The organism is Streptomyces sp. NBC_00299 (assembly GCF_036173045.1).
Taxonomy (GTDB): Bacteria; Actinomycetota; Actinomycetes; order Streptomycetales; family Streptomycetaceae; genus Streptomyces; species Streptomyces machairae.
The window spans coordinates 486,857-507,235 of record NZ_CP108039.1 but is presented as its reverse complement, the minus strand read 5'-3'; the positions used below and the strand labels follow the sequence as shown (position 1 = coordinate 507,235).

Sequence of the window (20,379 nt, the reverse complement as noted above, 5' to 3'; positions counted from 1 at the left end):
CCCGCCAGCATCCGAGCCCCGCTGGCTGTCGCGCTTCGGTAACGCGACCCGGCTCGCGGCGCACTACCGCTGCGGGCGCGTCCTGGTGGCGGGCGACGCCGCCCACATCCACTTCCCGGCGGCCGGGCAAGGGCTCAACACCGGGCTCCAGGACGCCATGAACCTGGGCTGGAAGCTGGCGGCCGTCATCAGCGACTGGGCGCCGCCCGGGCTGCTCGACAGCTACGACGCGGAGCGCCGGCCGGTCGGACAGTCGGTCACGGAGAACACCGAGATCCAGACCCTGCTCGTGGAGCTGACACTCGTCCCGCGGTACGAGCGGCCGGGCGCCGCGCTGCGGGGGTTGCTCGACCAGCTGCTGGGCATGCCGGAGGTCAACCGGCGGCTCGCCCACCGGATTTCAGCGCTCGGCACCGTCTATCCGCCGACGGTCCCGGACGCCGATCCATTGGTGGGGCGGCGCATGCCCGACGTCGGACTCAAGGCCGTGGATTCGGCGGCGACACGGGTGTACGAGCTGCTCCACCAGGGCCGCTTCGTTCTGCTCTCGCCGGCCGGGGACCAGGGCCCGAAGGCGGCCGTCGACTCCGGGTACGCCGACCGGGTCACGGCCGTGAGCGTCGACACGTACGACGAGCATGCGGAGCTGGACGGGGTGCGCGAGGTCCTCGTACGACCCGACGGGCACGTGGCCTGGGCCACCCGGACCGGCGATGCCGACGAACGTGGTGATGAGCGGGCCCGGGCGTTGACCGCCTGGGCCGGTACTCCCGCTTGATGCGCGGCCTGTGGCCGTAGAGACGATCCCGGACGCGCGTCGCCTTCCGTCAGTCGAGCAGGACGCCGGGGTTGAGGATGTGGTGGGGGTCCAGGGCGTCCTTGGTGGCGCGCAGGGCCAGTGCGAAGGGCTCCGGGCGTTGCAGGTCGTAGCCCGGGCGGTGGTCGCGGCCGACGGCGTGGTGGTGGGTGACCGTGGCGTGGTGGCGGTGGAGCAGGTCGGTCACGACGGCCTTGATGTCGTCCCACACCTCGACCTCGTCTCCCGGGCGGCCGGCGACGGCCACGGTGAAGTAGGGGGCCGCGCCGTCGGGGTAGACGTGGGTCAGACGGCAGTTGATGGCGGCTTCCTGTCCCGTGGCCTTCAAGGCGGCGGCACCGACTTCGGTGCGGACCGCCTCGATGAGCGCGGGGAGCCTGTCCCACGTGGTGGCGGTCTCGAACGTCTCGACCACGGCGCCCATGCGGGCCAGGCCGTCGCGCAGATACGGCATACGCAGGAACGCCGAGCGCCAGGCGTTGACGGCCCCGTCGGCGGGGGCGTCGCCGTGCCCCGTCCGTGCCTCGCCGCGGCCGCCGTGGGCGCGAGCCAGGTCCAGAGCGGTCGCGAGGGGGTCGTCGACCTGGGCGGTGGCGGACTCGAAGCCCAGGACCAGGATGGCGGATCCGTCCTGCGAGGCGCCGGACAGTGCGGCCTCGCCGGGATCGAGCAGGCGACAGTTGGCCGGGAAGAGGTCGGACTGGGCGATCACGCGCACCGCGTCCAGCGCGCGCTGGAAGTCTGTGAACGCCACCGACGCCGAGGCCTTGAACCGGGGGCGCTCCTGCAGCCGCATCCACGCCTCGGTGATGACGCCCAGCGTGCCCTCGGACCCGAGGAACAGCCGGTCGGGCGACGGCCCCGCACCGGACGCGGGCAGCCGCCAGGACGTGCCCGCTCCCGCGGGTGTGATCACGCGCAGGGACTGCACGAAGTCGTCGATGTGCGTGTGGAGGGTGGCGTAGTGGCCCCCGGCCCGGGTGGCCAGCCAGCCGCCGAGGGTGGAGAACTCGAAGCTCTGCGGGAAGTGGCGCAGCGTGAGGTCGTGGGGCCGCAGCTGTGCCTCCAGCGCGGGACCGAGGGTCCCTGCCTGGATACGGGCGGCGCGACTGGTGGTGTCGATCTCCAGGACCCGGTCCATCGAGGTCAGGTCGAGCGACAGCACAGCCTGGTGGGCGTCGCCGCGGTACTCCACGCCGCCGACCACCGAGGAGCCGCCGCCGAAGGGGATGACGGCCACGCCGCGCTCGCCGGCCCACTCCAGCAGGTCGGCCACCTCCTGGTCGCCCGTCGGGCGGGCGACGAGGTCGGGGATCCGGCGGGGACGACCGCGCAGGGCCCGGATGACATCGCGGTAGGCCTTGCCCATGGCGTGGGCGGCGCGGGCCTCGGGGTCTTCGGTGACCAGATGCGCCAGAGTGGGCGGCGGCATCACGCCGGGCCGGCCGATGGCGAGGTCGGCGACCCGGGGTATCGGCAGCGGGCGGGCCAGGGTGCCCGGCAGCAGGGCGCCCAGGGCAGCGCATTCGGCGTCGTCGGGGTGGGCGTCGGTGTAGCCCCAGCCCCACCAGGAGCGGGGGCGGGAGGCGCCGGGGTCGATCGGGTGGATCGCGGACTCGGGCATGGCGGCGCTCCCAGCGGATTGAATTTACCCTTCGGTAAATTACCGTAGGGTAAATTAGAGTTCATGACAAGACTGAGCTCCAAGGCCGGTACCAAGGGCGTGCCACGGGCCGCGCGCGAACGGCAGGTCCTCGCCGCGGCCACGGAGGAGTTCGGTCGTCATGGCTACGAAGCCACGACCGTGGCGGCCGTCGCCGCGCGCGTGGGCGTCACCAAACCGCTGGTGCACCAGTACTTCGGCAGCAAGCAGGATCTCTACCTCGCCTGCCTGAACCCGATCGGCGACCGGCTGCTCGAAGCCATCCGCGCCGCGATGACTGCGGGCGACACGGACGGGCCGCCCACGCCCCTGCGTGTGCTGTACGGCCTGTTCACGGCTCTGGACGAGCAGCGCGAGGCGTGGTTCGTCCTCTACGACGCGTCACTCCCGCCCGACAGCGACGCCGCCGACCGCGCGGCGTACTACCGCGGCGCCATCGACGACCTGGCGGCGATCGGCACCGCCGATCTCGTGCACGCGGACGGTGCCGGCGATCCGCTCGACGCCGACGCGCTCAAGCATGCCTGGAGGGGCCTTTGTACGGCCCTGGTCCGCTGGTGGATCAACCACCCCGACCAGACGCCCGAGGCCATGGCACAGCGGTGTGCGCGGATCTTCGCCGTCGGCCGTGGCGTCCTGGGCGCGGGTGGCGACAGCGGGTCACCTTCGGAGCCGAGCGCACCTACCTCGTAATGCGCGTACTCGGCTCTGGGACCGTGCGGCGGTGCGACGGGCATGGCCCGATCGGACGGTGCCCGCCGCTGGCGCCGCCGCTCAGAAGTCCGTGGGCAGCCCGCTGGCCTCGGCAATTCCCCGGAGCTCTTCTGTCTCCCTGTGTCGTTCCCTGATGTAGTCGGCGATCTCGCTGAGGCGGTCGGGGTCGGAGGCGGTGGTCGCGTCCGTGACGATCCGGACCGGGCCGGTGTCGTCCACGTCGATCTCGACCACTTCGTTGTCCATACGGCCGGTGACGGCGGTGGCGATGACCAGGGCGGCCTCGTCGCGCACCTCCTGCGGCAGCTCCTCGCCGCCCCCGGAGTCGAGCGCTACGTCGAGGCCGGAGAGGCGCTCCTCGGCGATCGCCTGGAGGACCGGTTCCACCAGGCGTCGCAGAAGACGGTAGTCCTCCGTGTCCATCCGGATGCGCAGGAGGTCCAGGTACGCGTCCACGGGCCGGCCGTCGCCATTCGGAATCTCGGAATCGCTCATCTGCTCCGTGTTTCCAGCACGACGCCGCTCACACACGTTGCCAGCGAGCCATGGCGAACGAGAACACACCGAACAGCACCAGACCGGCTGCGACGCAGGCCAGCAGCCAGGGGCCGAGCGGAGTGTCGGCGAATGTACGCAGAGTGTCGTCCAGCCCCTTGGCCCGGTCGGGCTCGTAATCGATCGCCGCACGGACGGCGAAGACACCCGCCACGGCGAACACCAGCCCGCGCGCCACACCACCGACCACACCGGTGACGTCCACCAGCTGCCGTGCCCGGCGGCTCATCTGCCCGAGCCTGAGCTTGTCGTGGTACTTGCGCAGGATGGCCCGTATGGCGATCCAGCCGCCGGCCACGACGACGGCGATCCCGGCCGCGCCGACCAGCCACTGGCCGGCGGGTATCTCCAGTGCCCTGGAGGTGGCGTCCCGTGACTGCTGGTCGCTGGATCCGCCGCCGCTCTGGTTCCGGGTCGCCGCGAAGGACAGCACCGAGTAGGCGACGAAGACGTAGAACGCGAAGCGGACGGTCGCCAGCAGTCGCTTGCGCGCGCTCCGGCCGTCCTTTCCGACGGAACCGAACAGCGCCTCGGACAGCCGCCACAGGGCCATCCCGACGAGGCCGATGCCCAGCGCCCACAGCAGTACCGCACCGAATGGCTTGTGCGACAGCTCCTCCAACGCCCCGCCGCGGTCGGCCTGTTCGCCGGTGTTGCCGAAGGCGATCTGCAGCGCCAGCACACCGACGAGCAGATAGATCACTCCCCGGGCGGCGAGACCCGCCCGCGCCGCTCCCTCGGTGACCGAACCCCGCGCTGCCCGCTCCGCCCGGAACCGTCCCGTTCGTGCCAACGCACTCGTGTCCATGGAGACCTCCCGGCAGACCGAATGCCCCGGCAATGCCGTCACACACGCTGCCCTGCCGCCAGCCAGGGGAATTTCCGGTCAGCCGGGGCCGGTGCCGTGACGGCGTCGGTGTCCTGGGGCAGGTGTTCTCCATGGGCGCGTACGTGGAAGCCAACGGAACCACGATCTGGACCGAGAGCCGGGGCGAAGGGCCCGGTGTCCTGCTGATCGCAGGGCTGAGCGATCCCGCCGAGGCGTGGCAGGCGCAGCTCGACGGGCTGTCGGACCGGCACCGGGTCATCGCCTTCGACAACCGGGGGTCGGGGCGGACCCCGCTGCCCGACGGGCCCATGTCCGTGGCGATGATGGCCGACGACGCCGCGGAACTGCTCCGGGCTCTCCAGATCGACAGGGCGCATGTCGTCGGTTTCTCGGGCGGCAGCGCGATCGCGCAGGAGCTGGCGCTTCGTCACCCGGAGGCTGTCCGCAGCCTCGTCCTCATGAGTACGTGGGCACGAGCGGATGCGTACTTCACCAGCATGGCCCGCTTCTGGCGGTGGCTGGTGACGCAGGCGCCGGACGAGCGCGCCATGCTGGAGGCGTTCTTCCTGTGGATCTACACGCCGCGCGCCCACGCCGACGGCACGGTGGAGCGGTTCATCCAGGAAACGCTCGCCTTCCCGTACCCGCAGTCCGCCGAGGCCTTCCAGCGTCAACTGGAGGCATTCATGCCCCACGACACACTCGACCGGCTTCCCGGCATCACGGCACCGGCCCTCGTCCTGGCCGGCGAACGGGACATCGCCGCGCCGCCGCGGTTCGGACGAACCGTGGCCGACGCCATCCCGGGCGCCCGCTTCGAGATCCTGGCGGGGGAGGCGCATCAGCCGTTCCAGGAGTCCCCGGACGTGTTCAACGCACGGGTCGGTGACTTCTGGCGCGAGGTCGAGGGCGGGACCCTGCCGAACTGAACCGACGACAGGTGACCTCGGCCTGACGAGGACGAGGAGCCTCAAGGCGACCTTCGGTACCGCTCCCGTCCGCACGTACGCGTGCCCGCACTGTCAGTGGGTGCTGCCAGGATGACGTACATGAGGATCAAGGAAGTCGCACGTCACGAAGTCGCCGAGCAGCGGATCGAGAACACCCTCGGGCGCGGGGCCCACACGGCCTTCGGTCACGCATCGGCCATGCGCCACGACGGTCGGCCGTTGCGCCAGAGTCTGCGCGAAATGGGCGGCGATCTGCTCGACTTCGCCGCTGCCCGTACCCTGCAGGACCCCGCCCTCGACGAGCCGATATCCCGTGCTGTCCTACTCACGGCGGCGGAGTGCGCCCTGGGGGAGCTGACGTTGGGCTGCTTCCCCAACGGCGACTTCGAGATTCCCCTCCCTCTCGTCGGCGAGACGCTCAGCAACGCGGACATCTGGTACCGGGAACGCAGCGAACCCGCCGTCCCGGCGACCACGGCCCGGACCTGGGTCCAGGCGTTCGCCCTGTGCGTGGCCAGTGGCCTGATATGGCAGCGGGAGCGCGTGATCGGCCCGCTGCTGCACGAGGACTACGCGCCCGCCGTCCGTGACGGAATCCCCTACTCGGAGCGGGAGTCGGTGTCCGCGCCCGCCGACCTCGCCGAGATGGACGCGCTGTGCGCCTACCTGACCGTCGTGCACGGGCCGGTGCCCGGGGCGCTCCCCGGCCCGGTCCCGCTGCGCAAGCCGGACACGGAAGCCCGTGCGCGGGCGGCCGGGCAAATCGACGCCGCCGGGACGCCGACGCCGGACCAGCGGCTGCTGCGGGTTCTGCTCGACGACGACCAGGTCACCTTCGAACGTGCCCTGGAGGAGCGGCTCGTGGCGCACCGCGAGAACGTCGGAAGCGACCCGGCCCCACGCAGCCTGCTGCCGGTGGGTGTCGTGGCGCTGGCCGCGCTGGCCTCCCTCGCACACGGCTGGCAGTTGGGCGTACGGTCCGGCTACCTGCCCGAACCCCTGGTGCGTGCCCCGCAGCAGTAGCCGTCGGTAGCGTGGCCGTCGTGAGGGTGGGAACGGGTGTGCTGCGCGACCGTGGACCGCATCATGCGCGAGACGGGCCTGGACGGGGTGCCGGCGATCGACCGCTGAGGGGACACGGGGGCGGCTGGACCAGCTGACCGATCCGATGCCGCCCTCCCGTGCGCGTCATGAGACCCAGGACAGGCCGTCCGCAGCGACGGTGAGCCCCTCAGGGGTGGTCGGGCCCGGTTCGTCGAGCGGACTGCCGTACAAGGCCTGTTCCTGGAGGTCATTGCCGGTGCGGAAAGTGTCGGTGACGACCTGGGTGGCCAGCAAGGGGTTCACGCGGTCGTCGCCGGTCGTCAGGCGGTCCACGGCGCTGTTCAGTTCGGCGGACGCGGCACTCCAGTGGGCGTGGCCGGCTGCGATCACTGCTGTGTCGCCGGAGGCCACGCCGCCGGCCAGCTCGGCGAAGGCGGCGACTTCGTCGAGGTCGACCCGGGTGACCTTCTTCGCCGACCAGAAGTACGACTGCTCGTTGCGCTCCATGTCGTAGAAGGCGATGAGGAACTCGTAGAACACGCCGTACTCGCGGCGGTAGCGCGCCTCGAACTCGGCGAAGCCGCGCTCCTCCGAGACGCTGCCGTCCAGGGAGGAGTTCACCGCGCGGGCGGCCAGCAGGGCGCCGTACGTCGCCAGGTGGACTCCGGAGGACAGCACCGGGTCGACGAAGCACGCGGCGTCTCCGACGAGGGCCATGCCCGGTGTCCACAGTGACTTCTTCCAGTACGAGTAGTCCTTGCGCACGCGCACCCGGTCGTACGGCGGCTCGGTCGCGACCGGTATGCCCGTCAGCAGGCGGTCGACTTCCGGGCACGCCTTGATCATGTCCTGCCAGGCGCCGCGCGGGTCGCGCTGGACGGCCGCAAAGTGCTCGGGTGAGATCACGGCGCCGACGCTGGTGAGGTCGTCGCGCAGCGGGATGTACCAGAGCCACCCGGCGTCGAACGCGGCGCAGAAGATGTTGCCGCTGTTCGGTTCGGGGAGGCGGCGGCCGCCGGCGTAGTAGCCGAACACGGCGAGGTTGCGGAAGAAGTCGGAGTACACGCGGGCGCCGCCGACGTGGCCGTGAATCCGGCTGGTGTTGCCGGACGCGTCGATCACGAACCGGGCGTGCGCCGTGCGCGCGGTCCCGCCGGAGTCGGTGTATTCGATGCCGTGCACCCGCTCGCCGTCGGTGAGAACGCGGCGTACGGGACTGCCCTCGCGCACGTCGACGCCGACGCGTTCGGCGTTGCGCAGCAGGATCTCGTCGAACCGGGAGCGCTCCACCTGGAAGGCCGTCGCGGTGGGCTCGGGCAGGCGGGGCGTCATGGAGAAGGAGAACTGCCAGGGCTCAGGGGCGCGGCCCCAGCGCAGTGTCCCACCGCGTTTGAGGGTGAAGCCGGCTCGCGCGACCTCGTCGGCCACTCCGAGGATGCGGCACAGCCCGTGCACGGTGGCGGGCAACAGCGACTCGCCGATCTGGTACCGGGGGAAGGTCTCGCGCTCCAGCAGGAGCACCCGGTGCCCGCGCAGGGCCACGGCCGTCGCGGCGGTCGAGCCGGCCGGCCCGCCGCCCACGACGACGAGGTCGTAGTCCGAGGTCATCGAAGGGCTCCTGTTCTCAAGTACGGCTACGCGGCCGGGCATCCGTGATGGCCATTGGAGTGGTGGTGTGCGTCGTCATCGGGGTGTGGGTGCTCGTGGTCATCCGGTCAGCCAGGCACGGATCGCCGCTGCCGTGCTGTCGGCGTCGCAGTTCAGCACGGAGAAGTGATCGCCGGGCAGGTCCGCGGTGTCGTGGGGCAGCGGCCAGTGCGGCTGCAAGTCCCCGTCAGGAGCCGTCTGCCGCATGTGCGGGGTGGGCCGGCCGCGCAGCAACAGGGTCGGGACCGGCGACGGTTCGGGCTGCCAGTTCTCGAGCACGCGCGCGTAGCCGCCCCCGGTGATCAGCAACGAGTCGTCCAACTGGTCGACCACGTCGTCCGGCAGAGCGGCGCCGGCGGACATCAGGGCCAGCCCGCGAGGGTCGTTGCGGCGCATCAGTCCGGCATGGGAGTCGATCAGGATCACACCGGCCGGCGGGTGTCCCGTGTGCGCGAGACGACGGGCAACGGCGTGCGCGATCGCGCCGCCGGCGCAGTAGCCGACGATCACCGGTGCCCGGTCCGTGGGCAGAGCGCGCACGGTCTCCGCGTGCGTCCGCACCAGCGTGGCCATGCCGTCCGGGACGGCCCGGCGCGTTCCGAATCCTGGATGCTCCAGCAGGTACAGGTCGCGCTCGCCGTCAAACTGCTCGGCCAGAGTGGTGGGTTCGCGATGGAGCGGCGAGAGATAGTCCGGGATGTACGCCAGCGGTGTGCCGCCGCCGTGAGCGAGCCGGAGCGGCGGGACCGCATGCCGGGTGCGTTCCTTCTCGGAGAAGGTCGGCAGGGCGTGGGACGCGAGATGCCGCAGTCCCATCGCCTCCAACGGCCCCTGATCGCGCAGCACTCGGTGGTAGAGGGCGCTGAACCGGAAGGGGGAGGAGGGCGGGGAGTGGGGGTCGTGCGCGTCCCTTACGTCGTGCGCTTCCGCTGTGCTGTCCGCACTGTCTGCCGCGGGAGTTGGTGTTTCGGAACCGTCCTGCGGCACGGCGCCCGCCTCGACCAGAGCGGCGTGGACGTGCGCGGCCAACTCGGGCAGCGTGGGGAACTCCATCACGACGGTCGGAGCCAGTCTCACCCGGGTGAACGCGCTGAGGCGGTTGCGGAGCTGTACGGCAGTCAGCGAGTCGAAACCGAGCTCGGTGAAGGCCCGTTCGGCGGGGAGCGAGGCCGGGTCGGCGAAGCCGAGGACCGCGGCGACCTCGACGCGGATCAGTTCGGCCAGGACGGTCTCACGTTCGGCCGCGGCGACGACGGCGAGCCGCTCACGCCATGCGCCGGGCGCCTGCGCCGCAGCCCTGACGTCCCCCTCGGACCCAGCAGCCCAAGCAGTCCGAGCAGCCCCAGGGTTCGGTGCGTCAGGGACGTACCGCTCCGACCGAGCCGCACGCTGTGCCACCAGGTCCGCGAGGACGGACGGCGCGGCCGGGCCGCCCGCTGCCGCGAGGTCCAACGGGATCGGCACCAGCACCGGTTCCGCAAGGCGCATGGCCGCGTCGAGGCGTCGTACGCCTTCCCCTTCGGTGACGGACAGCACGCCGCCCTTGCCGAGGCGTGCGGGCGCGACGCGGGCCGCCATCCCTTCCTCGTCCGCGGTGGACCACGGACCCCACGCCAAGGCCTGGGCGGGCAGCCCATGGGCCACGCGCTGCCGGGCGAGCGCGTCGAGGAAGCAGTTCGCGGCCGCGTAGTTCGACTGGCCCGGCCGGCCCAGGACTCCGGCGGCCGAGGAGTACAGCACGAACGCGGACAGACCGAGATCCTTCGTCGCCTCGTGCAGATGCCAGGCACCGTCCGCCTTCGGCGCGAGCACGGCCGCCAGCCGGTCCCCGGTCATGGTGTCCACCACGCCGTCGTCCACCACCCCGGCCAGGTGGAAGACCGCCGTCGGCGCCGGTCGGCAGGACGCGACCAGGGCGTCGACGGCCGCGCGGTCGCTCACGTCGCACGCCACCACGCGCACCTTCGCCGGCAGACCGTCCGCCCAGTCCGGGACGCGGCCGCTGCGGCCCGTCAGCAGCAGGTGCCGTACCCCGCGTTCGGCGACCAGATACCGCGCGAGACTCTCTCCGAGCGCACCCGTGCCGCCGGTGATGAGCACCGTCCCCTCGGGGTCCAGGGCGGGCGGCTCGGTGGTGGGCGGATCCGTGAGGATCAGGCGGGGCACCAGGACCACACCGTCGCGCACACGAACCTGTGGCTCGCCGGATCGCAGCGCCGTCTCCAAGTCCCCTGATGCCGATTCCAAGTCCCCTGGTGAGCCCGGAAGTCCACCCCGGTCGACCAGCACGATGCGGTCCGGGTGCTCGGACTGGGCACTGCGCACGAGCCCGGCGACCGCGGCCTCGGCGAGGTCCGGGTCGTCGCCGGTGGCGTTGTGCGTGAGCACCATCAGACGGCCCGGCCGCGCATCGGAGGTCCATGCGCGTACGGCCTGCAGCACGGCGGTGAGGAGCGCGCGGACGCGTTCGGGCGGGGTGGCCTCCGCGGGCAGGGCCGCGGCGAGTCGGGCCACGTCGAGCAGTTCGTGCTCCGTGCTCGCGCCGTGGACCGGCGCCGCGGGCCGCCAGGTGAGGCGGTATGTCTCGGCTCGCGCTGCGGCTGCCGTCGGGATCGCGCGGGTGACCAGGGACTCCACGGCGGCCAAGGGCCGACCGGCGGGGTCGGTGAGGCTGACCCGGAACTCGTCCTCACCGAGGCGCCGTACGACGGCCCGCGCCGCCGAGGCACCGGTGGCGTACACCGCCAGGCCCGTGCAGGCGAGCGGGGCCCGCGGCTCACGTGGTCGCTCGCCCGATTCCTCGGCCAGCAGCGCGGCGTGCAGCGCCGCGTCGAACAGAGCGGGGTGCAGGGTGTACGAGTCGGCTGTTGCCGATTCCGCAGGTGACAGCGCCAGTTCGGCGAAGACCTCACCGTCCCGGCGCCACAGGGCGCGCACCGCGCGGAAGGCCTGCCCGTAGTGGTGGCCGTTCGCCGCGAGGCGCCGATAGTCGACGGCTGTCCGCTCGGCGCCGGCGGGCGGCCACGCCCCTCCCGGCTCGGTGGGCGGAGCCTGGGCCGGTGCGGTCGTCGCGGTGGCATGCCGGCTCCACGGCCCCGTGGCGCCGGCCGTGCGGGCCCAGACGGTGACCAGGCGCCCGCCCGCTGCGTCCGGTGCTCCGGCCACCACCTGCACCTGCATCCGATCCGCCGGGGACAGCACGAGCGGCTCGTGGAGGGCCAGTTCGGCCAGCCGGACGGCGCCGGGGCTGCCGGTGGCTCGGCAGGCCAGTTCGGCGAAGAGGGTGGCGGGCACCACGGTCCGGTCGCCGATCGCGTGGTCGGCGAGCCAGGGGTGGTCCGAGGTGGACAGTACGGCGGTGTGCCGGATCCCGGGCCCGTCGGCATCGTGCTGCGGCAGGCCCATCAGGGGGTGACCGGACGGGGTGCGGTGCCGGACGGCGTTCAGCCAATAGCGCTGTCGCTGGAAGGGATAGGTGGGCAGCGGACGCCGACGTGCACCGCTGCCCGCGTACACCGACCGCCAGTCCACCGGCACCCCGTGCACATGAAGCGCGGCCAGCGCCTCTACTGCCGTACGCGGATCGGGGCACGACGTGAACACCGCGCCCGCGTCCGGCGCGACGCAGTCCCCGGCCGCCACTGCGAGCGAGGCGGAAGGCGCGGCCTCGACGTACGCCGTGATGCCTTCGCCGGCCAGCCATCGCACCGCGTCGGCGAACCGAACCGTCTCACGCGCCTGCCGTACCCAGTGCTCGGCGTCGGTGAGCGCGTCCTGCTCCGGACGGCCGGTCAGCGTGGACACCACTGGAACCGACGGCCGTTGGTAGGTCACCGTCTCGGCGACCGCCCGGTACTCGGCCAGCATCGGGTCCAGCAGCGGTGAGTGGAAGGCGTGGCTGACCCGTAGCCGGTGGGACGGGCGTCCGGTGGCGGCGGCAAGCGCGGTCACCGCGTCCTCGTCGCCGGACAGCACGACCGACGTGGGTCCGTTGACCGCCGCGACCGCCACCCGGCCGGGCCCCTCACCGAGATGGCGAGTCACCTCGGCCTGCGTCGCACGCACGGCGATCATCGCGCCGCCGGTGGGCAGGGCCGCCATCAACCGGCCGCGGGCGGCGACCAGTCGGACCGCGTCGGCTCGGGAGAACACGCCGGCGAGGTGAGCGGCGGCCAGCTCACCGATCGAGTGACCGACCAGGTAGTCCGGCCGCACGCCCCAGTCGGCGAGCAGCGTGTGCAGGGCGACCGCGAAGGCGAACAGCGCGGGCTGCGCGTAGTCGGTGCGATTCAGCAGGGCGGCGTCGGGGGAGTCGATCACCTCCAGCAGCGGCCGGTCGAGCCAGGGCGTGAACTCCTCGCACCACCCGGTGAACGCCGCGTCGAAAGCCGGGAAGGCGGCACGCAGTTCGCTGCCCATCCCGCGCCGCTGGGCGCCCTGGCCCGCGCAGAGCAGCGCCACCTTCGGACGGGTACGTGCGGTGCCCCGCAGCAGCGTCGGTGTGTCGACACCGTCGGCCAGGGCGTGCAGCCCGGCGAGCAGCCCCTCGGCATCGGTGGCCAGCACGGCGGCCCTGTGGGAGAGGGGTGCCCTGGTGGTCGCCAGTGAGTACGAGACGTCCAGCGCTGCGGACTTGCCGGTCACATCGGCCAGTGCGACGGCCAGCTTCGCGGCATGGGCGCGCAGGCCGGCCTCGTCGCCGCCACCGATCAGCCAGGGCGTTGTCGGCAGTCGGGTCGCCGGCACGGTCGGGGCCGGGAGGACGTCGGTACCGGGTGCCCGCTCCGATCCCGCGCCCGATCCCGGGCCGGCTCCGTGCGGGGAACGGACGCCCGGTTCCGTGCTCGCTACGGCACCGCCCCCGGACCCGGTGACCCCCGCCCCGCCACCGGAATCGGCCTCCGTCGGCTCCTCGATGATCACGTGGGCGTTCGTACCGCCTATGCCGAACGACGAGACCGCCGCGCGCCGCGGCCGTTCCCGGCGTGGCCACGGCCGGGCCCGGTCGAGCAACCGCACCGCGCCGGCGGTCCAGTCGACGTGCGGGGAGGGCTGCTCCGCGTACAGCGAGGCCGGCAGTTCGCCGTGGTGCATCGCCTCGATCATCTTGATCACGCCCGCCACGCCTGCCGCGGCCTGGGTGTGCCCGAGGTTCGACTTGACCGAGCCCAGCCACACCGGGTCGTCCGGATCACGGTCCTGCCCGTAGGTGGCCAACAGGGCGCCGGCCTCGATCGGGTCACCGAGCGCGGTGCCCGTGCCGTGCCCCTCCACCACGTCCACGTCCGACGCCCGCAGTCCCGCGTCGGCGAGGGCCAGCCGGATCAGTTCCCGCTGCGCTTCGCCGTTGGGGGCGGTGAGACCGTTGGAAGCACCGTCGGAGTTCACGGCGGACCCGCGCAGCACGGCCAGCACCGGATGGCCGTTGCGCCGGGCGTCCGACAGCTTCTCCAGCAGCACCAGACCGACGCCCTCGCCCCACGCGGTGCCGTCCGCGCCCGCGGCGAACGGCCGGCAGCGGCCGTCCGGCGACAGGGCGCGCTGCCGGCTGAACGCGACGAACGGCTGCGGACTCGACAACACCGTCACACCGCCGGCCAGTGCGAGCGTGCACTCCCCGGCGCGCAGCGACTTGGCGGCCAGGTCCATCGCGACCAGCGAGGACGAGCAGGCCGTGTCCAGGGTCATGACCGGTCCGCGCAGCCCCAGGACGTAGGCGATACGTCCGGAGGCGACACTGCCGGACGACCCGATGCCGATGTGCGACTCCAACTCGTGCGGCGCGACGCCGTTGCCGTAGCCGACGTGCATCAGTCCGACGAACACGCCGGTGCTCGAGCCGCGCACGTCCGGCGCGGGAATGCCGGCGCGTTCCAGAGTCTCCCAGGCGACCTCCAGCAGCAGGCGGTGCTGGGGATCGGTGGCCATCGCCTCGCGTGGCGACATACCGAAGAACAGGGGGTCGAAGTCCGCCACGTTGTCGAGGAAGCCGCCACGCCGGGTGTACGTGGTGCCGATCCGGTCGGGGTCGGGATGGTGGAGGGAGTCGATGTCCCAGCCCCGGTCGGTGGGAAAGTCGCCGGTGGCGTCCACTCGGTCGGCCGCCAGCCGCCAGAGGTCTCCGGGCGTGACCACCCCACCGGGGTAGCGGCAGCCGACGGCCACGATCGCCACCGGCTCGGCATGCGGACCGCGCTGCGGTGCCGCCGTCGCGGGCGCGGCCGGGCAGGTGGCCGTGGGCGCGGCGGTCCGGTGCAGTCGGGCGTCCAGATAGGCGGCGACCGCGGCCGGGTTCGGGTGGTCCCAGACCAGCGTCGCCGGCAGCCGCAGTCCCGTGCGCAGGCTGAGCCGGTGCCACAGGGACATCGCGTCCATGGAGGTCAGGCCGAGATCGGCGAACGCGGTGCCGGGATCGGCGGCCGACCCGCGGATGGCCGACGCCTCCGCACACACCAGGTCGGTCAGCGCGGCCCGCCGCTCGCCGGACGTGCGGTCGGCGAGCAGTTCGAGGGTCGGCTCGGCCGCCCGCTCGGCGAGGGCCTCGCGCAGCAGGGCCCGGCGCGGCTTGCCCGCAGCGGTGCGCGGAACGGCCGGCGTGAACAGGACCTCGTCGGGGACCTTGTGCGCGGAGAGCACCGCGGCGCAGGCCCGCAGCAGGCCCGCCGGGTCGAGGGTGGACTGTGCGGGAACCACGAAAGCCACCGGAACCTCTCCGAGCAGCGGATGCGCCCGCGCCACCACGGCCGCGTCCCGCACCCCGGGCAGGCCGCGCAGCACCTGCTCGACCTCGGCCGGGTCGACGTTCTCGCCGCCGCGTACGATCCGGTCGCCGACCCGCCCGGTGACGCTCAGGCAGCCGTGCTCGCCAAGCCGGCCCAGGTCACCTGTCCGGTACCAGCCGTCGCGTACGGCATCGGCGGTCTCCTCGGGCCGGTTGTGGTAGCCGAGCATGACGCCGGGACCGCGGACCCAGATCTCGCCCTCCGCGCCGTCGGTGACCGTCCGTCCGCTCTCGGGATCGACCAGCCGAAGGTCCGTACCGGGCAACGGCGGCCCGCTGCTGCCGCGTACGGACGACCCGTCGGGCAGCTCCATCGCGATCTTGCCGCAGGTCTCTGTGCTGCCGTAGCCGTCGAGGAGCGGGGCACCGAACCGTGTCCCGACCTGCTCCCGCAGATCCGGCTCGCTGGGCGCGCCGGCGGTGACACAGAACCGCAAGGCGGGCACCGCCCCCAGACCGCCATCGAGCAACTGCCGGTACGTGAGGGGGACTCCACCGAGGACGGTGGGCGCGTACTCCTCGACCAGCCGGACCAGTTCGCCCGGCTCCGGTGCCGCAGTGATCCGCGCGCTCGCACCGGCCACGGTGGTCCCCAGTAGGCACAGCGAGTGGGCGTAGGTGTGCGACAGAGGCAACGGCCACAGCATCCGGTCCGTCGCCGACAGCCCGAGCCGGGGGACGTAACAGGCGACGGAGGACCAGAGCGCAGAGCGCTGACTGGACACCGCGGCCCTGGGCGTGCCGCTGGTGCCGGACGTGTAGAGCAGCCACGCGGGTTCGTCCAGGCCGAGATCGTCCGGGGGTGAGGCCGGGGCTTGGGCGGCGAGGTCCTCGAATCGCGCGGCGTCGTCGGGCAGTTGGCCCTCGCCGGTCACCACCAGCCGCAGTTTCCGACCTGCCGTTAGCCGGGCGATCCGCGGCAGGTTCCGCCGGTCGGTGACCAGTACCTCCGGATCACAGTCGGCCAGCAGCGCCGCGAGCTCCGTGTCGGTGGCGCGAGAACTCAACGGCGCACCGACGGCGGCGGCCCGTACGGTGGCGAGGAGACCCTCGACCACCTCCACGCTGTTGTCCAGGCAGAACGCCACCCTGGCACCCCGGCGGACCGCCAGCCGCACCGCCAACCGAGCCGTCCGACGCTCCAGTTCGGCCCAGCTCACCGCGCGCCGGTCATCGGCGAACGCGACCTTGTCGCCATGGCGTAAGGAGTTCTCGACGAGCAACTCCGGGACAGACCGCACCTCGAACACGTCCGCCGCACCCACCAGGCATCCCCCTCGTCCGCACCGCGTCGTCTTGTCGATCAGCGTACGGCGCGGGAAACGGTGCACGGCGGTGAAGGCCTGTGAATCCGCCGGGACCGCGCTCACGACGTCGCACGACCTCAAGGGCGGTCACCGCCACCGAAGGTCGCGGTGACCGCCATCGACGAGTGCCGCAGGGTCAGGGAGGGGGCGTTGGGTCAGTCGGCGTAGACCCGGCCGTCCTTGATGACGTAGTGGGTCGGCTCGGAGCAGCCGAGGGACGGAGTGAGGAGCAGGCTCACCGTCAGCGGGGCGGGCTCGGTGCTTGCGGTGGAGAGCTGGCAGACGGCGCCCGCGCCGGTGAGGGGGAACCAGAACCAGCCGTCCACGTCGCCCACGGTGACGCGGTCCGACTCCTTCCAGGTGCCGTCCGACTGCGTGTAGACCTGCAGACGCACGGAGGCGGCGTACTCGTCCTGCGTCGAACGCAGAGCGGTGAGCGTGATCTTGTAGTCGGTACCGAGCACCGACGAGGCGATCTGCCGTGTCTGCGGCGCTGCGGCTGCCGCGCCGGCCGTCGACGATCCGGCGCCGGCGGCGCCGAGTGCCGCCGCCATCAGCATCGTGAGGGCTACGGCCGTGCCGCGGCGGGTGCGGGTGCGTGTACGCATGCTTGCCAAGCTCATGTGTTCCCCCGTTGGAACGAGTTGGAAAGAAACGCTCGGAGGCGTTCCGGTCAGAGGTGAAGACACGTCACCTCGGTCACGGGTTGTACGGATTTTCGGCCGCGGTGGGGGGCTCGGTGAAGGTGGACCTGGAAGATCCGGCCTCTCTGGACGGGCTGTTCGACGAGGTACGGGGCCGGACCATCCGCCTGCCCTGACCCGGGCTGGGGAAGTGGTGTCGTAAGTGATGGTGGGAGCCTTGCCGACCTTCGGTCAGCAGGGTGTAGCCCGGAAAAATCTCCATCGGCGTTCGTCAGGACGGCGTCCCGTCGGCGGGCTACCGTACAGAAACGCTGCGTTGCCCACGGTCGTCCGAGGAGGAACCCTGTGCCATCGCCCTGCGATCCCGAGAACGCTCCCGTCGGCGATGTGGGTGCAGCACTCATGATGATCGACTCTCGGCTCAGAACCATCTACGCGGGCAAGGCCGAGACCGACCCCGAACAGCAGCAGCTGGTCGACCAGTTCATCGCGTCCCTGGGCCCCGAGGAAGTCGATGACCTGGTGGACGGCGCGTGCACGCTGATCTACATGTTCGTGCAGTGGCTGCGTATGACCTACGAGGACCACGACAGGGACGTCATCGAGTACGTGGTGCCCAGTTTCGTGGGCTCGCTGCGCATGATGCCCAAGAGCATCCCTGCCGAGTCCATTCCCACGATGGCCGCCCTGGTCGTCGCGGCCGGTACCGGCCTGAGCCCCGGCCTGTGGCGCAAGCAGTTCGGCGACTGGACCGGGGACGAGATGAACCCCCTGGAAGCCACGGCGTTCCTGCTCGCCGAGCACATCAACCGGATCACCGACGACCGCGACTTCGCCACCCGCATGATCACCGAGGCTCTGTCCAGCTCGAACTTGGACTGACGCAGAGGATGACCTGAAACCGGCCCGCAGCCATCCCCGCCCACCGGTCCAGACCAGTGGCGGTCGAACCGGAGCTCTCCAGCAGCCCGCGGATGCTGGATTCCCCCCTCCCACCTGGGCCGCAGAGCCCGGAGCGCCCCACGGCGGTCCTCCGTGATCCACCCCCGAGGACGCCGTCGGCCCGGAGGGACCGTTCGCCACGCACCTGCGTTTTTCCGTCAGGTTGCGCAGCAAGACCACGAAAGCTCCACAGATACCTCACTATTTGACGCGACGGATGCGTCGACGACCGGTCTCTGAGGGGGAAGCCGGCGTCACGCGCGGGGGTGCGTTGGCTCAGCGGAGCCGTGCTCGCCCCTGCCCTGGGAGGGGACAGCACCGCATGAAGCGGACCTTGAGCACCACTCTGCTCACGACGGGCGCGCTCATAGCCGCCTTAGGTGTACCGGCCGCATACGCCGTGGACGCGCCGCCGCCCCGCATCGACCTGCGGGTGCTCGTCGTCAGCGATGGAGGCCCGGCCACCGACGCCATCGCCGCCGAACTGGACACCGCGGGAACCCCGTACACGGAGATCGACCTCACACAGTCCGGCCGCCCGGTGATCGATGCCGGATATCTCGCGGACACCGTGGACGGCCGGGATCGCGCCAAGTTCCAGGCCGTCGTCCTGCCCAACGACAACCCGTTCCCCGCGAACTCGCCCGAGATGGCCGCCCTGGTGGCCTACGAGAAGGCCTACGACATCCCGCAGGTCGACGCGTACACGTACGCCCGCCCCGAGGCCGGACTCCAGTACCCGGTGTACGGCGGCTACTCGGGCAGCGTCGACGGCGTGCAGGCCCAGGTGACGGACGCCGGGCGGGCGGGTCCGTTCGACTACCTCGACGGGCCGGTGCCCTTCGAGGACAACTCGCCCACCGTCGGCGAGAGTTACGCCTTCCTGTCGACCCCGATGGCCGGTGCCGACTTCACCCCCTACGTGCAGGCGCCGATCCCGGGCACGAGCAAGCAGGGCTCGCTGGTGGGGGAGTACCGGCACGACGGGCGGCGTGAACTCGTCGTCACCTTCGTCTACAACCAGTACCAGCAGCAGTTCCGGCTGCTCGCCCGCGGCATCGTCGAGTGGATGACCGGCGGGGTGCACCTGGGCGCCTCCCGCAACTACTTCGCCGTACACGTCGACGACGTGTTCGCGGCCGACGACCGCTGGAACTCCACGCTCAACTGCACACCCGGCGACGTGGACTGCACCGACCCCGATGCCACGCCCGACCCGATCAGGATGACGGCCGCCGACGTCGACCACGCCGTCGACTGGCAGCGCGAGCGCGACTTCACCCTCGACCTCGCCTACAACGGCGCCGGCAGCGTCGACCACCGCGAGGACAACAACGGAGCCGACCCGCTGGCCGACCGACTCATCGCCGAACGCGCCGAGTTCCGCTGGATCAACCACACCTACACGCACGCCTTCCTCGGCTGCGAACAGGACACCTCGGTGGTGCCGTGGCGGTGCGCCACCAACGCCGACGGCAGCACCAAGTGGGTCAGCCGCGCCGACGTCGCCGACGAGATCGCCCACAACCAGGTGTGGGGGCAGCAGGCCCAACTGCCGCTGCAAAATGACGAGTTGGTGACCGGCGAGCACTCCGGGCTGCGCGTGCTGCCGCAGCAGCCGGCCGACAACCCCAACCTGGCGCTCGCCCTCGCCGACACCGGCATCGGCTGGCTGGCCTCGGACAACTCCCGCGAGCCCGGCCAACGGCAGGTCGGGCCCGCGACGACGGTCCCGCGCTACCCGATGAACATCTTCTACAACGCGGGCCGGGCGGCCGAGCAGGTCGACGAGTACAACTGGATCTACACCAGCCGCGCACAGGGCGGCAGCGGGATCTGCGAGGACAACCCGGACACCACGACGTGCCTGCCCGCGCCGCTCGACACGGCCACCGGCTACGCGCAGCACATCGTGCCCCTGGAGCGGCAGATCGCCCTCGGCCACGTCCTCGGCAACGACCCCAAGCCGCACTTCATCCACCAGTCCAACCTGGCCGAGGACCGGATCGCCTACCCGGTCCTGGACGGTGTGCTCGACACCTACGACACGCTGTTCGCGCAGAACACCCCGATGGTCAACCTGCGGATGAAAGACATCGGCAACGAGCTGAAGCAGCGCGCCTCCTGGCGGGCCGCGGTGGGCGACGGGCAGGTCACCGCCTACCGGATCGGTGACACCGTCACCGTCGAGAGCCCCGGCGGCGTGGCCGTCCCCGCCACCATGCCAGACGGCACCACCCGGGCCGGCTCGGCCTTCGGCGAGGCGTACGCGGGCGAACGGTCCGGGTGGACGCCGGCCGCCGAGCCGCTCACCCTCACCCTGCCGCAGTCCGCGGCCTCCACCACGGCCCCCGGCACGGGCGGTTCCGTGCCCGCCACCGCCCCGGCACCGGACGCCCGCGTGCCCGAGGGCGTGGCCGAGCCGGTCCTGCCCGCGGGGAGCTGACCGGCGTACCGGCGCGAGGTCCCGGCCGCCCGTCGGCAGG

General features: G+C 72.0%; 11 protein-coding genes and 1 pseudogene. 6 read left to right on the top strand and 6 right to left on the bottom strand.

The features are described from left to right. Positions 1–13: 13 nt before the first annotated feature. A pseudogene (locus OHT51_RS02420) lies at positions 14–778 on the top strand (FAD-dependent monooxygenase); the annotation flags it as partial. Between the two features lie 49 nt (positions 779–827). Here the strand turns inward: OHT51_RS02420 and OHT51_RS02415 are convergent. Beyond that, a complete protein-coding gene (locus OHT51_RS02415) occupies positions 828–2,441 on the bottom strand; it encodes an FAD-binding oxidoreductase (RefSeq protein ID WP_328877192.1) in 1,614 nt (537 codons plus the stop codon). Between the two features lie 63 nt (positions 2,442–2,504). Here OHT51_RS02415 and OHT51_RS02410 point away from each other — a divergent pair, with 63 nt between their 5' ends. After that, the gene (locus OHT51_RS02410) at positions 2,505–3,173 is read left to right on the top strand and encodes a TetR/AcrR family transcriptional regulator (protein WP_328877191.1); all 669 of its coding nucleotides are present in this window, start codon (positions 2,505–2,507) and stop codon (positions 3,171–3,173) included. Between the two features lie 81 nt (positions 3,174–3,254). On the opposite strand, the gene OHT51_RS02405 is transcribed toward OHT51_RS02410, so the two are convergent. Further along, positions 3,255–3,689 carry a hypothetical protein gene (locus tag OHT51_RS02405; protein ID WP_328877190.1) on the bottom strand — a complete coding sequence of 145 codons (435 nt, stop codon included), beginning with the start codon at positions 3,687–3,689 and terminating at the stop codon, positions 3,255–3,257. A 28-nt stretch (positions 3,690–3,717) separates the two neighbouring features. Continuing rightward, positions 3,718–4,557 (bottom strand): DUF1206 domain-containing protein, encoded by an 840-nt coding sequence (locus OHT51_RS02400; protein ID WP_328877189.1) that lies wholly within the window; start codon positions 4,555–4,557, stop codon positions 3,718–3,720. Positions 4,558–4,688: 131 nt separating this feature from the next. On the opposite strand from OHT51_RS02400, the gene OHT51_RS02395 reads away from it, so the two are divergent. Together OHT51_RS02395 and OHT51_RS02390 are read left to right on the top strand one after the other, a co-directional pair. Next, the gene (locus tag OHT51_RS02395; protein ID WP_328877188.1) at positions 4,689–5,507 is read left to right on the top strand and encodes an alpha/beta fold hydrolase; all 819 of its coding nucleotides are present in this window, start codon (positions 4,689–4,691) and stop codon (positions 5,505–5,507) included. A gap of 120 nt (positions 5,508–5,627) precedes the next feature. Further along, positions 5,628–6,551 carry an immunity 49 family protein gene (locus tag OHT51_RS02390; protein WP_328877187.1) on the top strand — a complete coding sequence of 308 codons (924 nt, stop codon included), beginning with the start codon at positions 5,628–5,630 and terminating at the stop codon, positions 6,549–6,551. A 165-nt stretch (positions 6,552–6,716) separates the two neighbouring features. Here OHT51_RS02390 and OHT51_RS02385 read toward each other — a convergent pair whose 3' ends face one another. The 3 genes from OHT51_RS02385 to OHT51_RS02375 form a co-directional block, all read right to left on the bottom strand. Further along, positions 6,717–8,180, bottom strand: coding sequence for a tryptophan 7-halogenase (locus OHT51_RS02385; protein ID WP_328877186.1), 1,464 nt, complete (start codon positions 8,178–8,180; stop codon positions 6,717–6,719). 99 nt (positions 8,181–8,279) lie between these two features. Further along, positions 8,280–16,370 carry a type I polyketide synthase gene (locus OHT51_RS02380; protein ID WP_328877185.1) on the bottom strand — a complete coding sequence of 2,697 codons (8,091 nt, stop codon included), beginning with the start codon at positions 16,368–16,370 and terminating at the stop codon, positions 8,280–8,282. A 92-nt stretch (positions 16,371–16,462) separates the two neighbouring features. Next, positions 16,463–16,915, bottom strand: a complete 453-nt coding sequence (locus tag OHT51_RS02375) for a hypothetical protein (protein WP_328877184.1) — start codon at positions 16,913–16,915, stop codon at positions 16,463–16,465. Between the two features lie 381 nt (positions 16,916–17,296). Here OHT51_RS02375 and OHT51_RS02370 point away from each other — a divergent pair, with 381 nt between their 5' ends. Continuing rightward, the gene (locus OHT51_RS02370; RefSeq protein WP_328877183.1) at positions 17,297–17,833 is read left to right on the top strand and encodes a hypothetical protein; all 537 of its coding nucleotides are present in this window, start codon (positions 17,297–17,299) and stop codon (positions 17,831–17,833) included. A 382-nt stretch (positions 17,834–18,215) separates the two neighbouring features. Then, the gene (locus OHT51_RS02365; RefSeq protein WP_328877182.1) at positions 18,216–20,339 is read left to right on the top strand and encodes a hypothetical protein; all 2,124 of its coding nucleotides are present in this window, start codon (positions 18,216–18,218) and stop codon (positions 20,337–20,339) included. Positions 20,340–20,379 lie beyond the last annotated feature (40 nt).